The organism is Pseudomonas sp. 10B238 (assembly GCF_000970615.1).
GTDB lineage: Bacteria > Pseudomonadota > Gammaproteobacteria > Pseudomonadales > Pseudomonadaceae > Stutzerimonas.
Genome location: NZ_KQ033934.1, coordinates 19,867 through 33,974 on the forward strand (window position 1 = coordinate 19,867; position 14,108 = coordinate 33,974).

Below are 14,108 nucleotides of genomic sequence, written 5' to 3' on the forward strand. Positions count from 1 at the left end.
CATGCTAAGCAGACTCCGCTTCCCCGTCATTCTGCTATTGATCGCTCTGCTTCTGATCGCGATTGGCTACTGGAACATTCGCCCCGAGAGCTTCATGCAGGACGCACCAGTGACTCAGGGCAAAGAGTCGCCCATCGACTTCTACGTCACCAACTCCCGTACCGTGCAATACCAGCCGGACGGCAAGCGCAACTATGAGCTGACTGCCGAAAAGGTGGAGCATATCAAGGCCAGCGATATCAGCTTGCTGACCCGCCCCGACCTTCGTTCCTTTCGAGGTTCCGAGCTGCCGTGGCATGTCACCAGCGAGCGCGGCGAAGTGGGCCCGCAAGGCGAGGAAGTCGAGCTGATCGATAACGTCAGGATCGAACGCAATGACGCCAAGGGCCGTCCGACGATCATTACCACCAGCAGGATGACGGTGCTCCCCGAGAAGGATTATGCCGAGACCCGCCAACCCGTTAGAATCGTCGCCGCAAACGGTGTAACGACCGCTACGGGCATGAAAGCGTATCTAGATGAAGGCAGGATGCTCCTGCTATCCAACGTAAGAGGCCAGCATGAGCTGCGTTAAGACCCTCCCCCTTTTGATCGGTTTGACTATCTTCCTGCTCGGTTCGAACGCCCATGCGCTCCCAGAGGACCGCAACCAGCCTATCCGTGTACAGGCCGACACCGCCGAACTGGACGACCGACAGGGCGTTGCCGTTTATCGCGGCGATGTGGTCATCACCCAGGGCACCATGAAAATTACCGGCGACACGGTCACCATCACCCAGGACGATAACGGTGATGTCGAGGTTTTCACCGCCATCGGCAAGCCGGCCTACTACGAGCAAAAACCAGCGGTAGACAAGGAAATCGTCAAGGCGTACGGGCTAACCATCCAGTATTTCGCCGCGAACGAAAGGATCGTGCTGATCGACCAGGCCAAGGTCGTACAGGAAGGCAACACTTTCGAAGGCGAAAAGATCGTCTATGACACCCAGCGGCAGATCGTCAATGCTGGTCGCGCCACCAATACCGACGTCACCACGCCACGCCCTCGTGTGGACATGGTCATCCAGCCGCGTAATAAAGAACAGCCGGCAACGGAGCAGACCGAGTAATGGCAATTCTCAAGGCCCAGCATTTAGCGAAGAGCTATAAGAGTCGTCAGGTCGTGCGTGATGTCAGTCTGTCCATCGAAAGCGGACAGATCGTTGGCCTGCTGGGCCCAAATGGTGCCGGCAAGACCACCTGCTTCTACATGATTGTCGGTTTGGTAAAAGCGGATCAGGGCCGGGTCTTGATCGACGACCAGGACGTGACGCACCTGCCCATGCACGGCCGAGCCCGAGCCGGTATTGGCTATCTGCCGCAGGAAGCCTCGATCTTTCGCAAGCTGTCGGTAGCCGACAACATTATGGCGATCTTGGAAACGCGCAAGGACCTTGATCGCAGCGGTCGGCAACAAGCCTTAGAAGGCCTGCTGCAGGAGTTTCACATTCACCACATCCGCGACAGCCTCGGCATGAGCCTGTCCGGTGGCGAACGACGCCGCGTCGAGATAGCCCGCGCCCTGGCCACGGCACCCAAGTTCATTCTTCTTGACGAACCCTTCGCTGGCGTCGACCCGATCTCGGTCGGCGACATCAAGCAGATCATTCATCACCTGAAGGCCAAGGGCATCGGCGTACTGATCACCGATCACAACGTCCGCGAAACGTTGGATATCTGCGAAACCGCTTACATCGTTAATGACGGTCAATTGATCGCTGAGGGCGACGCAGAAACCATCCTGGCCAATCAGCTGGTCAAGGAAGTCTATCTGGGACACGAATTCCGACTTTGAAGTTGTTTTTTCTGCCCGGACGAACCTACAGGGCTAGGCAAAGGCTTCATTGGCAGGCATATAATTTGCTTACACGGGCGCGCGGCGCCAGCGAAATCGGAACAGGCGCGGTTGCGCCGGCAAAAAAGGTTCGAAGTCCTCTGCCATGAAACCATCGCTAGTCCTGAAGATGGGCCAGCAGCTGACGATGACACCGCAGCTGCAACAAGCCATACGATTGCTCCAGCTATCCACGCTTGATCTCCAACAAGAGATTCAGGAAGCGCTGGATTCCAATCCCATGCTCGAGCGCGAAGAAGACGGGGATGATTTCGACAACTCCGATCCAATGGCCGAGTCGATCGAAAAGAAAAGCGAAAGCCCTTCAGCCGACTCGCCCGAGCAGAGCGAGCCGGACAATCACTATGACGAGCCCATCAATACCGTTGAGAACCTCGAAGAAGGCGACTGGGGCGACCGCATCCCCAATGAGCTGCCGGTAGACACCGCTTGGGAAGACATCTATCAGACCAGCGCCAGCAGCTTGCCGAGCAGCGATGACGATGAGTGGGATTTCACCAGCCGCACGTCCAGCGGCGAGAGCCTGCAAAGCCACCTGCTTTGGCAACTCAACCTCGCCCCGATGAGCGATACCGACCGTCTCATCGCGGCCACCCTGATCGATTGCATCAATCCACAGGGTTATCTCGACGAAACGCTTGAAGAAGTCCTCGAATCCTTCGATCCAGAACTTGAAATTGAACTCGATGAGATCGAAGTGGTTCTGCGCCGCATCCAACAGTTCGAGCCCGCAGGTATAGGTGCGCGGGATCTACGCGAATGCTTGTTGTTGCAGCTTCGTCAACTGCCCGAACGCACCGAGTGGCTGAGTGAGGCCATCCGGCTGGTGAGTGACCACCTGGATATTCTTGGCGGGCGCGATTACAACTTGCTGATGCGCAGGATGAAGCTCAAAGAAGACGAATTGCGCCAGATCATCGACTTGATCCAAACGCTCAATCCACGCCCCGGCTCGCAGATCGAAGCGGGCGAGCCCGAATACGTGGTGCCTGACGTGATCGTGCGCAAGCACAATGGCCGCTGGCTGGTGGAGCTGAATCAGGAGGCAATGCCGCGCCTGAGGGTAAACGCGCAATACGCCGGGTTCGTCAAACGCGCCGACTCCAGCGCGGATAACACCTTCATGCGAAACCAGCTGCAAGAAGCACGCTGGTTCATCAAAAGCCTGCTCAGCCGCAACGAAACGCTGATGAAGGTGGCCACCCAGATCGTCGAGCATCAGCGGGGCTTTTTCGAGCACGGCGACGAGGCCATGAAGCCGCTAGTTCTGCACGACATCGCCGAAGCGGTGGGCATGCATGAGTCGACCATTTCGCGTGTCACGACGCAAAAGTTCATGCACACGCCCCGGGGCATCTACGAACTCAAGTACTTCTTTTCGAGCCATGTGAGCACTGCCGAAGGCGGCGAGTGCTCGTCTACCGCCATCCGCGCAATCATCAAGAAACTGGTGGCCGCGGAAAACCAGAAAAAGCCATTGAGCGACAGCAAGATCGCTGGTCTACTGGAAGAACAGGGGATTCAGGTCGCACGCCGCACCGTCGCAAAGTACCGCGAATCACTCGGTATCGCGCCATCCAGCGAGCGCAAGCGGCTGATGTAACACCAGAGCACTGGTCGAGTTCTTCCGATGGCGGGCTTGCTGCCCACCAATCCGCACGTGGCAAAAAGGAGATGCAGTATGCAAGTCAACATCACTGGCCTTCACCTGGAAATCACAGAACCCCTGCGTGACTACGTCGAGGAAAAATTCGAGCGGTTAGAACGGCATTTCGATCGCATCATTGCCATTCAAGTCATTCTTCAAGTCGAGAAGCTGAGGCAGAAGGCCGAAGCGACGTTGCATGTAGCTGGCCGCGAAGTTGTTGCCAACGCCGAGCACAGCGACATGTACGCCGCGATCGATCTGCTTGCGGACAAGCTTGATCGGCAGCTCATCAAACACAAAGAAAAACAGCTCGACCACCATCAGGGCGCCCTGGCTCGCTAACCCATCATGATCCGAATCGAAAATATCCTAACCCCCGGCCGCGCCCTAGTGGGCGTACCGGGCGGCAGCAAGAAGCGCGTCCTGGAGCAGATCGCCAAGGTGCTTGGTGGGGATCTGCCAGATCTTGATGACCAAGCAATCTTTGAAAGCTTCATCGCCCGCGAAAAGCTTGGCTCAACCGGCTTCGGCAATGGCATTGCGATCCCGCACTGCCGTATGCCCGGCTGCACTTCGCCGCTCAGTGCAGTGCTGAGGCTCAATACGCCAGTAGATTTCGACGCAATCGACGGCGCTCCCGTCGATCTATTGTTCGTATTGCTGGTGCCAGAAGCAGCCACCGATGAGCATCTGGAGCTGCTTCGCCAGATTGCCAGCATGCTGGATCGTGAAGAGGTCCGTGAACGGCTGCGCGGGACCACGTCGGGCCAGCAACTGTATCAGGCTGTGGTGGATATTCAGAACGGTCGTTAGTTGGCCGTCCGGGACAACATCAGCGGTGGTTGGCAAGCCCAACGGCCGGGTTCCGTGAAAGAAAGCCGAAGGCTGGACCGAGGTTAACAGACCGAAAAAACGCACTTTGATTGGCTAAAGATGCGTTCTGACTGGGGTGGCGGCCGTGGCTGTTTTAACGAGACATGTCTGCTCGAGTGGTTTTCCAACAGCCTGCTAGGACAGAGCAATATTCTGTCGCCCTACGCTGAGTGAGGAAGAAACGTGCCCCTTATCTGCCAAAACACACCCTGCCGGCGCGACGCGAAAAAAGGTGTTCAAGGCCAAGCCCTGCTGAATGGTAAAGCTCGATGCGGTTAATCATCGTCAGTGGGCGCTCTGGATCGGGCAAGAGCACTGCGCTAAATGTCCTTGAAGACAATGGTTTCTACTGTATCGACAACCTTCCCGCCGGCCTTCTGCCAGAGCTGGCAGAAAGGGCACTGTTGCACACAGAACTGCTGCAGCCACAAGTCGCGGTATCTATCGATGCGCGCAACCTGCCGAGTCAACTAAAACGCTTTCCCGAGCTGCTCGAAGATGTCCGTGCCCGATATATCCAGTGCGATGTACTGTATCTCGATGCCGCCGACGAGACATTGCTCAAGCGCTTTTCGGAGACCCGTAGGCGGCATCCGCTGACCAACCAGAACCGCTCCCTGGCCGAAGCCATCCGTGACGAAGAACTGCTTCTAGCGCCTATCATCGATCACGCCGACCTGAAGATCGACACCACACACCTGAATCTTTATCAGCTACGAGACACCCTGAAGCTGCGCCTGCTGGACAAGCCAGAGCCGGGTACGGCTTTTCTCTTCGAGTCCTTTGGCTTTAAACGTGGTATGCCGGTGGACGCCGATCTGGTATTCGATGTGCGCTGCCTGCCCAACCCCTACTGGAAGGCCGATCTGCGCGATTTCTCCGGACTGGATCAGCCTGTTGTCGATTATCTCGCCGCACAAACGGACGTCGAGGAAATGTTCCAAGACATCCTGGCCTACTTGAGCAAATGGCTTCCCCGCTTCGCCGCCAGCAACCGCGCCTATGTCACAGTCGCCATTGGCTGCACCGGTGGACACCACCGCTCGGTCTATCTGGCTGAGCGGCTCGGTCATGCGCTGCGCGAACCTCTAAAGAACGTCCAGGTCCGCCACCGCGACCTGGCTTAGGAATACACATGCCGTCGTGCGAGATCACCATCATCAACAAGCTCGGTCTGCATGCCCGGGCAGCTGCCAAGTTTGTCGGAGTCGCTAATCGCTTCCCTTGCGACATCCGGTTGGGGCGCTGCCCGTCCAGCCTCATAGATGGCAAAAGCATCATGGCGGTGATGATGCTCGCTGCCAGCAAAGGCACCCGTTTGCACATGCAGACAGAGGGCGAGCAGGAGCATGAAGCGCTCCAGGCGCTGATCGCCCTGATCGAAGACTATTTCGAAGAAGGCGAATAGCAAGCGGCAAGCGCGGCCGAAAAAGGGGCTTCAGTCCAGATAACGCCAAGTGTTTCCCTGTACGTTATCTTTCCGCTTTGCTTGCTACTGATTACCTACTGACCCGCCACCTTCATGCGCTCGATCAGCACCGACCCAGTGTGAATGCTGCTGCGCGACTCAACATCACAGCCAACCGCAACGATCTGCCGGAACATGTCCCGCAGGTTTCCCGCGATGGTGACCTCCTGCACCGGAAACTGAATCTCGCCGTTCTCGACCCAATAACCCCCGGCGCCGCGCGAATAGTCACCAGTCACCAGGTTCAAGCCCTGCCCCATCAGTTCGGTGACCAATAGCCCGCGCCCCATACGGCGGATCAATGCGGCCTGGTCTTCATCACCTTGGCTCACGAAGAGGTTGTGTACCCCACCCGCATTGGCAGTGCTGGGCATACCCAGCTTGCGCCCGGAATAGGTGCCAAGCACATAAGAGACCAGTTTGCCATTCTCGACGAACGGCTTGGCATAGGTCGCCAGGCCATCGCCGTCATAAGCCGAACTGGCCAGCCCGCGAGGCAGATGCGGACGTTCATCGAGATTCAGCCATTCCGGAAACAGCGTCTGCCCCAGTGCGCCTTCTAGATAGGACGAGTTCCGATAGAGATTCCCACCGGAGATCGCCGCGAGAAAATGTCCAAATAGCCCCGTCGCGAGGTCCGCAGAAAACAACACTGGCACATCGCAGGTCGGTACAGGGCGCGCACCCAGTCGGCGAACGGCACGCTCAGCGGCACGCCGGCCAATCGACTCAGCAGAGGCCAGGTCAGCTGCCACACGCGAGACATCGTAGTGATAATCCCGCTGCATCTGCCCGTCGGCCTCGGCAATCATCACGCTGCTGAGGCTGTGACGAGAACTGCAGTAAGCACCGATGAAGCCATTGCTGTTGCCATAACCACGGCACCCCTGGTGGGTGCTCAGGCTGGTGCCGTCGGCGTTGAGAATGCGTTTGTCCGTAGCGAAAGCCGCCGCTTCGCAACTGAGCGCCACCTCAATCGCTTCGTCAGGAGAGATCCCCCAAGGATGATAGAGATCCAGGTCCGGCACGTCCTTCGCCATCAACGCCGGATCAGCAAGCCCGGCAAACTCGTCGGCAGACGCGTGTTTGGCGATCGCCAAAGCGGCCGCTACGGTTTCGCGGACCGCTTCGTCGCCGCTGCCAGTCGTGCTCGCCGAGCCTTTGCGCTGGCCGACGTAAAGCGTGATGCCGAAGCCCTGATCGCGATTGAATTCGACCGTTTCCACTTCCCGCTGGCGGACCGTTGTGGACAGGCCCTGCTCCATCGAGACGGAGACTTCGCAGGCACTGGCACCCTGTCGGCTGGCCTCCTCTAAGATCCTCGCGACCTTTTCGCGCAAGCCTGGCAACGCATGCGGACCGATCCCCTCGACTTCACTCATACATACTCCAACAACTGATTCGATCAAGTTGCAGCCAGCGGTGCTCGGCTGAGCTCCGTCGCTAGGCTACTGTTATCATGGCGGCATTACCTACTGGACCAGCCCCATGTCTGATATTTCCGATCTCGACGGTTTCGAGGAAAAAAGCAAAACCCAGGTCAAGCGCGAACTGCATGCTCTCCAGGATCTGGGTGAACGCCTCGCTACCTTAAAACCCGATGTGCTAGACCGCCTGCCACTTACCGATGCACTGCGCAAGGCGCTTGCCGACGCACCGAAACACACTGCTCATATCGCGCGCAAACGCCACCTGCAATACATCGGCAAACTGATGCGTGATCAGGATGTCGATGCCATCCTCGCCCTGGTCGACCAGCTCGATGCCTCGACCCGCCAGTACAACGAACGCTTCCACGCTTTAGAGCGCTGGCGCGACCGCTTGATCGCTGGCAATGACGAGACACTCGAAGCCTTCATCATCGAATATCCCGAAACAGACCGTCAGCACCTGCGCGGCCTGATCCGCCATGCCCAACACGAAGCTGCGCGGGACAAGCCGCCGGCCGCCAGCCGCAAGATCTTCAAGTACATCCGCGAGCTGGACGAAACCCAACGGGGATTGCGTTAAACCAAGCTGCAGGCCGCAACCCCAATCCATAAGCACCGCGCCGCAGGTCTCTAGCCTGCGGCTGCCTTCAGGCCCCGGTTCCTCCGACCGTAATCCCGTCGATTTTCACGGTCGGCTGACCTACGCCGACCGGGACCGACTGGCCATCCTTTCCACAGGTACCGACGCCGCTGTCCAGGGCCAGATCGGTACCTACCATCGACACTCTATTCATCACCTCCGGCCCGCTACCGATCAGGGTCGCCCCCTTCACTGGCGCGGTAATCTTGCCGTCCTCGATCAGATACGCCTCGCTGGTCGAGAACACGAACTTACCGCTGGTGATGTCCACCTGCCCACCACCGAGGCTCGCGCAGTAGATACCCTTCTTTACCGAGCGAATGATTTCCTCGGGGTCGCTTTCGCCCGCCAACATGTAGGTATTGGTCATCCGCGGCATTGGCAGGTGAGCATAGGATTCGCGCCGTCCGTTGCCGGTGGGTGCAACCCCCATCAAGCGTGCGTTGAGCTTGTCCTGAATGTAGCCCTTGAGTATTCCGTTCTCGATCAGCGTAGTGCACTGCGTCGGCGTGCCCTCGTCATCAACGCTCAATGAGCCACGCCGATTGGCCAGTGTGCCGTCATCGACGATGGTGCACAGCTTGGAGGCGACCTGCTGACCTATCCGGCCGCTGTAGGCCGAGCTACCCTTGCGATTGAAGTCGCCTTCCAGGCCATGTCCGACTGCCTCGTGCAGCAATACGCCCGACCAGCCCGGCGCCAACACTACCGGGAGCGTCCCGGCGGGAGCGGCAACGGCATCCAGATTCACCAGCGCTTGACGCAAGGCCTCGCGGGCATAGCCCATTGCCCGGTCCTCGCTGAGAAAATACTCGTAACCGGTACGTCCGCCGCCGCCCTGGCCACCGCGCTCACGACGCCCGTTCTGCTCAACGATAACGCTGACGTTGAAGCGCACCAACGGACGTATGTCGGCCGCCATTCCGCCATCCAGGCCAGCCACCAGAATGTGTTCCCATACGCCCGCCAGGCTTACGGTGACTTGCTTGATACGCGGATCCAGCGCCCGTGTGGCGACATCGATACGCTTGAGCAGCTCGACCTTTTCTGCTCGACCGAGCCCGTCCAGTGGATTGTCCTGACCGTACAGCGGCGAAAAAGCTGCTTTGGACAGCACTTTGACACGCCCATGCTGGCCGTTTCTGGCAATCGAACGAGCCGCTTCGGCGGCCTGGCGTAGCGCCTCGGCAGTGATCGCATTGCTGTAGGCGAAGCCGGTCTTTTCACCGGACAGCGCGCGGACACCTACGCCTTGCTCCAGATGGAAACCGCCTTCCTTGACGATCCCATCTTCCAACACCCAGGACTCGGTCACCTGATCTTGGAAATAAAGGTCGGCGGCATCGATCCCGGGGCCCGCCAACTCGCCAAGCAACTCAGGCAAGTCATCGAGGCCCAACCCGCCCGGGGTTAGCAAACGCTCGGTGACAGGTAACAACAGTTCACTCATATCTACTCCAATGTCCCCGAAACGATACGGGGCGCGGTAAAACGACGATGATCCAGCACCGGCATACGTTGGCGCGTCTCGGCCTGACCAGCCGTGTCTCGCTCAACGACCAATGCAGCCTCGCCGGTGGTTTGCTCGCGCATCACTCGCCCCCAGTAATCAACAATAGATGAATGGCCGTGGGTCAACCGCCCGCCTGGGTGTTCGCCACCCTGCGCTGCCGCCAGCATATAGCATTGCGTCTCGATGGCCCGCGCGCGCAACAACATCTCCCAATGCGCCTGGCCGGTCACTTCAGTAAATGCCGACGGAACACTGATCAGCTCGGCTCCAGCCAGGCGCAGAGCCGTGTACAACTCAGCGAATCGCAGGTCGTAACAGACACTCATGCCCAGCCGACCAACCGGCGTGTCGACGACCACCAAGCGGTCGCCCGCCGCATAGTCATTCGACTCCTGATAGCGGCCACGCGCATCGCTGACTTGCGCATCGAACAGATGCAACTTGTCGTAGCGTGCTACTCGCTGCCCCTGATCATCCACCAGCAGCGAGCAAGCCCGAACCTTGGACTGCGGCTGACGATCCGCCGGCAGCGGTAGCGTGCCGGCAACTATCCATAACCTGAGGTCGATGGCAGTCCGTTTCAACCAGGGCAGTATCGGCCCGATCCCTTCGGCTTCGGCACGCCCGACTGCCGGCAGATCGGTGCGGCCCATGGCTGCGAAGTTCTCTGGCAGCACCGCAAGCTGTGCGCCCGCCTCAGCGGCTCGCTCCAGCAGCCGTCTGGCGTTAGCGAGGTTCGCCAGGATGTCGGCCTGGCTGGCCATCTGAATTACCGCTAGGGTCACATTGGGACTCTCTCTGCAGCACGCTTCCATCTGTCGGAACGCGGATCAGTTGGGCTTTTCGAAGGGCTTATCGAAACTGATTTTCGGTGCCTGCCAAGGCCCCTCGACGCTGTATTGAACAGTCGCAAAGCGTGCGACCTTGTCGCCCAACAATTTATCGACGACGAACAGGGCGCCACCGATGGCCGGTGCGCCGACAATCAGCGCGGCCAACGGTAAGTTGTTGCTCACTGGGAGCGTCACCAACAGCTTGGCGTCGATGCGATCCTCGACCAGATCCAGGCGGCCATCCAGCTCGAGGTTGCTGGAGGGCCCTGCGACTGTCAGCGGCTCGGTCGTCACGTAGACGCCGTTCGTCGCACGCAACTCGGCCTTGATTCGGTCGTAGCTCAGGCCCTTGCTGAACAGGTCCGAAAAATCCAGCCGCAGCCGCCGCCCAATCGAATCGAAATTCAGCAAGCCAAATACCCGTAGCGCCTGCGCGCCGCCGTCTACTTCACGGAGCTGGCCCTTGCGTAACCGAGCGTCGAGCCGGCCGGAGAACCGATTTAGCGCGAAGACCGCCGGTGAGCCCGACCAGCCGCCATCCACGTCCAGCCGGAAATCCTCGCTGGTGGTCGAGGGCGCGAAGCCCCAGGCCAGCAAAACATCGGCAAGATCCTTACCCTCCAACCGACCCTTGTACCAGGTCCGCGAACCGTTCCATCCGCCAGTACCACCGATCTTCAGCCCCTTGAGATTCAGGTCGAGGTCAAGGAATGTGACGCCCTCTGCGCTGGGTCGCATCTTCAATGCGCCCGCTCCCAGCAGCTCATCGCCCCGCAGCAGTTCGGCTACGGCAATATCAACCGCAGGCAGAGCCTTCGGATCGACGCCAGCCAGGGGATCCTGAAGCGGCGCCTCAGGGTCCTTTGGTTCGGCGCCCGGAAAGCGCAAGCGCGACAGGTCAACCGCGATCGGCTCGCCCTCGGCATCTGGCAAGCGAACGGTCCCCGCCACCGTGTCGCTCTGCAAGCCAAGCCGCCAGCCTGCTCGCCGGCGCTGCAGGTCGACGTGAATATTTTCGACCTCTGTACCAAGCCCAGAAAAGACACCGATTTCGAGTTGAGCGCGCCGTAACATCGAACCGCCTGGAGCCGTTGCCGCTCCGCCATATTGGTCCAGCAAGGTCTGCCACTCGCTCAGATCGAAGCGCGGCACGCTGCCGCGCACATAGAAGCCCTCATCGGTGCGCAGGTTCGCCGCAGCGCCACCGAGCACCAACTCACCGCCGCCCTCGCGCCAGTCGTTGTTCGGCGCGACGAAGGTCAGTGCTGCCAGCGCGTCATATCGGAGCGTATAGCGCTGCCGCTCACCACCGAAAGTCATACGTAACGTCGTGTCGCGCCGCTCCCCGGCCGTTTTGCCGAACGGCGCAGGAAGCGCCAACGTGGTACCCAACAGCGAAGAGTCCACCTGCAGGTGGTTGTCCGTACTGCTCAGAAAAAGGCTCAGCCGCAGGGGCAGCGTCCCTGAGGCAGGCAAGGGTTGTTCAATGTTGCGCCAGGCCAGAAGTGGAGACACGCCGACCGTCCCAGTCGCTTCGATCCGCGTGGATGGTCTGCCCGGTTCGCCGGACGCAAATGCCCGCCCCTTGATCGCACTGCCCAGCGAGCGGCCCTCAAAAGCCTTTGCACTGAAGCCACGTTCGCTGTCGTAGCGAAAGGCGCCTTCCAGCGCCCCGATTTGCAGATCCGCCTGTGCGATGAATAGAGAAGCATCAGCCGTCGAAAACTCGGCATCGACCTGAGGCTGCCCGCCTTTGGCTAGAGGAATGCCCAGCCTGAGCGTGCCGCTCAACGGCCCATCGCCGTGCCAGCCGGCGAATAATGTATTCGTGCCGATTGGCGCTACCTGCATCAGGGTCAATACATCCCGAACATAGCCGTCGACCTGCCCGTTGATTTTTAGCATTGGCGCCTGGGCATCGTGGTTGCGAAGGATCTCAGCCGTCGCGTCGTGCACACGGCTGTCGAGCATCCGTGCATCGGCCAGGCGCACGCGTACCCCGCTGTTCTCGATGAGCACCTCTGCGCGACCTTCACGCAACACCGGCCAGCCCGGCTGGAACGCTAACTCGGCATCTTTCACCTTGAAGTACAGGCTCAGGCTGCGTGCTGTAACCGCAGCGTCCTTGTTCAGCGAGCCCTGATACTGAAAATAACCCTGCTCGACGGTGCCGCCGCGAATCGCGGTGTTCAGCCACTCGGTCAATGCCGGGCTCAGTGCTGGCGAGCGTGTTGGTAAATACTTCTCCGTGTAGCGCGCGTCCCCATCTGAGAGGCCAACACGCAAATCCATGTAGTCCTCAGCCGCTGGATCGCGCATCAGACGGATGAGGAAATCGCCAGCGATATGGCCCTCCTCGCCTTCCACCTGCAGGTAGGGCGCGGCGAGGGTGAACGCCTGATCGTCGAGGGTCCAACGCAGGCTTCCACGGGCACGCTGATAATCCCAGGGGCGCGGAAACAGTTTAGCCAGATGCAGCGCGAAATCCCGATTGTCGAAGCGCAGCTCGCCCCCGCCCAGATTGCCCCGCACCGCGCCGCTGACGTTGCGCACAGCCGGCACCCACTGATGAGCAGCGATGCTGACTGCATCGAGGTTGGCAGTGAAGGCCAGGCGCTCGTCACTGGTCGCCGCGGGCCGGTAATCGACTTGCAGATTGCGCAGCGTTCCGCTGGGAGCCAGACCTCGCAGATACTCGCTGGCCAACTCGGGCAGTGGCAGTATCGCCTCAACCAGTTTTGCCACCGGCGCGACAGCGATGCGATCAGCCTGCAATCGCCAGCTCTCTTCAGCAAGATTCTGCTGAGCAACCAGTGTTGTATCCCGCCAACGATCATCATCGAAGGTGAACGCCAGCCCGTCGAGCTGGAGCCGGTAGCCCTCGCTCGCTCGGTCAAGGTAGGCATTTACCACGAGATCCTCGATCGTTAGCGGACCATCGGGCTGCCGGCCCAACCGCACCGCGGGCGCATTCAGCCGAGCAACTGCTCGAAACAGTCCGCGCTCGCGCCAGTCGAGCCACACCTCGCCGCCCGCCTGGAGCTGCTCGAGGTTCCAGCTTCCAGTCAGGCTTGCAGGCAACCAGGCCGCCCAGTCACTTTGCGGCAAGCTGAGGTACAGCTCAGCGTCGCTGGCCAGCCAATCCGTCGGCTGCACCTGCGCCTCGGCATGCAGGCTCAGCGGCTGCCCATCGGGAAGCAACAGGCGACCATCCAGCGCTAGACGCTGTCCCAGGCTGTGCAATTCGAGATTGGCATAGGTCAACGTCAGAGGCGCTTCGTCGAGCGCCTCAACGGTAATCTGGCTATCCAGCAACCGAAGATGCCCGATACTTTGTAATCGAGTTATCAACTTCGACAGGTTCAGAGGCGGTTGGTCAGCACGCTCGGGCAGGCCATCGACGCGCCATTTACCTTCAGCCGTCTGCACCAGACCGAGGTGTAGGCCGGCCAATTCAACGGTATTCAGTTTTAGCTGCCGCGCCAGAAGACTGCCCGAAACGTCAGGCACCAGAGCCAGACGATCCAGGCGCACCGCCCCGTCGCCCTCACCAAGAATCACGTTGAGGGCCACCAGTTGGGGAGCGAAACCCTCCCAGCGGCCTTCCAGCTGGCCGAGCGTAACCGGCATATTGAGCAGGTCGCGCGCTTTGTCCTGAACCTCAAGGCGATATTCAGCCACTAGCGGCACCAACTGCCGCCCAAGGCTCACATAGAGCGCAAGCAATATCAGGCCCATTGCACCCAGCCAGAGGCTGCGGCGCAAAACGGCCAGTACGATAGCCAAGAGCCGACTCATACGGATACGCC

At 59.8% G+C, this 14,108-nt stretch carries 13 protein-coding genes; 9 read left to right on the forward strand and 4 right to left on the reverse strand.

The annotated features are described in order from the left end of the window. The first annotated feature begins 1 nt into the window (after position 1). From lptC to RT21_RS13170, 8 genes are all read left to right on the forward strand, one after another. A complete protein-coding gene (gene lptC, locus RT21_RS13135) occupies positions 2–574 on the forward strand; it encodes an LPS export ABC transporter periplasmic protein LptC (protein ID WP_046163081.1) in 573 nt (190 codons plus the stop codon). Further along, positions 561–1,109, forward strand: coding sequence for a lipopolysaccharide transport periplasmic protein LptA (gene lptA / locus RT21_RS13140; RefSeq protein WP_046163082.1), 549 nt, complete (start codon positions 561–563; stop codon positions 1,107–1,109). The genes lptC and lptA overlap by 14 nt, the downstream gene beginning before the upstream one ends. Continuing rightward, positions 1,109–1,834, forward strand: a complete 726-nt coding sequence (gene lptB, locus RT21_RS13145; RefSeq protein WP_045424713.1) for an LPS export ABC transporter ATP-binding protein — start codon at positions 1,109–1,111, stop codon at positions 1,832–1,834. Before lptA ends, lptB begins: the two co-directional genes overlap by 1 nt. Positions 1,835–1,979: 145 nt before the next feature. Further along, positions 1,980–3,497: an RNA polymerase factor sigma-54 gene (locus RT21_RS13150; RefSeq protein WP_046163083.1), complete on the forward strand. Its 1,518-nt coding sequence runs from the start codon at positions 1,980–1,982 to the stop codon at positions 3,495–3,497. 78 nt (positions 3,498–3,575) lie between these two features. Beyond that, a complete protein-coding gene (gene hpf, locus RT21_RS13155) occupies positions 3,576–3,884 on the forward strand; it encodes a ribosome hibernation-promoting factor, HPF/YfiA family (RefSeq protein WP_046163084.1) in 309 nt (102 codons plus the stop codon). Between the two features lie 6 nt (positions 3,885–3,890). After that, complete coding sequence (gene ptsN, locus RT21_RS13160; RefSeq protein ID WP_046163085.1) at positions 3,891–4,355, forward strand: PTS IIA-like nitrogen regulatory protein PtsN; 465 nt, start codon at positions 3,891–3,893, stop codon at positions 4,353–4,355. A 329-nt stretch (positions 4,356–4,684) separates the two neighbouring features. Continuing rightward, positions 4,685–5,542: an RNase adapter RapZ gene (rapZ, locus tag RT21_RS13165; RefSeq protein ID WP_046163086.1), complete on the forward strand. Its 858-nt coding sequence runs from the start codon at positions 4,685–4,687 to the stop codon at positions 5,540–5,542. 8 nt (positions 5,543–5,550) lie between these two features. After that, complete coding sequence (locus tag RT21_RS13170) at positions 5,551–5,823, forward strand: HPr family phosphocarrier protein (protein ID WP_046163087.1); 273 nt, start codon at positions 5,551–5,553, stop codon at positions 5,821–5,823. A gap of 95 nt (positions 5,824–5,918) precedes the next feature. Here the strand turns inward: RT21_RS13170 and pmbA are convergent, their stop codons facing one another. Further along, the gene (gene pmbA, locus RT21_RS13175; protein WP_046163088.1) at positions 5,919–7,265 is read right to left on the reverse strand and encodes a metalloprotease PmbA; all 1,347 of its coding nucleotides are present in this window, start codon (positions 7,263–7,265) and stop codon (positions 5,919–5,921) included. A gap of 106 nt (positions 7,266–7,371) precedes the next feature. Here pmbA and yjgA point away from each other — a divergent pair, with 106 nt between their 5' ends. Continuing rightward, positions 7,372–7,893, forward strand: coding sequence for a ribosome biogenesis factor YjgA (yjgA, locus tag RT21_RS13180; protein ID WP_046163089.1), 522 nt, complete (start codon positions 7,372–7,374; stop codon positions 7,891–7,893). A gap of 67 nt (positions 7,894–7,960) precedes the next feature. Here the strand turns inward: yjgA and tldD are convergent, their stop codons facing one another. From tldD to RT21_RS13195, 3 genes are read right to left on the reverse strand one after another with little or no spacing between them, the layout of a single operon-like run. Next, entirely contained in the window at positions 7,961–9,403 is a 1,443-nt protein-coding gene (gene tldD, locus RT21_RS13185; protein ID WP_046163090.1) for a metalloprotease TldD, read from the reverse strand. Between the two features lie 2 nt (positions 9,404–9,405). Continuing rightward, positions 9,406–10,251 (reverse strand): carbon-nitrogen hydrolase family protein, encoded by an 846-nt coding sequence (locus RT21_RS13190; protein WP_046163091.1) that lies wholly within the window; start codon positions 10,249–10,251, stop codon positions 9,406–9,408. A gap of 45 nt (positions 10,252–10,296) precedes the next feature. Then, positions 10,297–14,097, reverse strand: coding sequence for a YhdP family protein (locus RT21_RS13195; protein WP_046163221.1), 3,801 nt, complete (start codon positions 14,095–14,097; stop codon positions 10,297–10,299). Between the last annotated feature and the right edge of the window lie 11 nt (positions 14,098–14,108).

Excerpts from the sequence above, each read along its gene's own strand:
- lptC (WP_046163081.1), top strand. The coding sequence starts at position 2 with ATGCTAAGCAGACTCCGCTTCCCCGTCATTCTGCTATTGATCGCTCTG.
- lptA (WP_046163082.1), top strand. The coding sequence starts at position 561 with ATGAGCTGCGTTAAGACCCTCCCCCTTTTGATCGGTTTGACTATCTTC.
- lptB (WP_045424713.1), top strand. The coding sequence starts at position 1,109 with ATGGCAATTCTCAAGGCCCAGCATTTAGCGAAGAGCTATAAGAGTCGT.
- RT21_RS13150 (WP_046163083.1), top strand. The coding sequence starts at position 1,980 with ATGAAACCATCGCTAGTCCTGAAGATGGGCCAGCAGCTGACGATGACA.
- hpf (WP_046163084.1), top strand. The coding sequence starts at position 3,576 with ATGCAAGTCAACATCACTGGCCTTCACCTGGAAATCACAGAACCCCTG.
- ptsN (WP_046163085.1), top strand. The coding sequence starts at position 3,891 with ATGATCCGAATCGAAAATATCCTAACCCCCGGCCGCGCCCTAGTGGGC.
- rapZ (WP_046163086.1), top strand. The coding sequence starts at position 4,685 with ATGCGGTTAATCATCGTCAGTGGGCGCTCTGGATCGGGCAAGAGCACT.
- RT21_RS13170 (WP_046163087.1), top strand. The coding sequence starts at position 5,551 with ATGCCGTCGTGCGAGATCACCATCATCAACAAGCTCGGTCTGCATGCC.
- pmbA (WP_046163088.1), bottom strand. The coding sequence starts at position 7,265 with ATGAGTGAAGTCGAGGGGATCGGTCCGCATGCGTTGCCAGGCTTGCGC.
- yjgA (WP_046163089.1), top strand. The coding sequence starts at position 7,372 with ATGTCTGATATTTCCGATCTCGACGGTTTCGAGGAAAAAAGCAAAACC.
- tldD (WP_046163090.1), bottom strand. The coding sequence starts at position 9,403 with ATGAGTGAACTGTTGTTACCTGTCACCGAGCGTTTGCTAACCCCGGGC.
- RT21_RS13195 (WP_046163221.1), bottom strand. The coding sequence starts at position 14,097 with ATGAGTCGGCTCTTGGCTATCGTACTGGCCGTTTTGCGCCGCAGCCTC.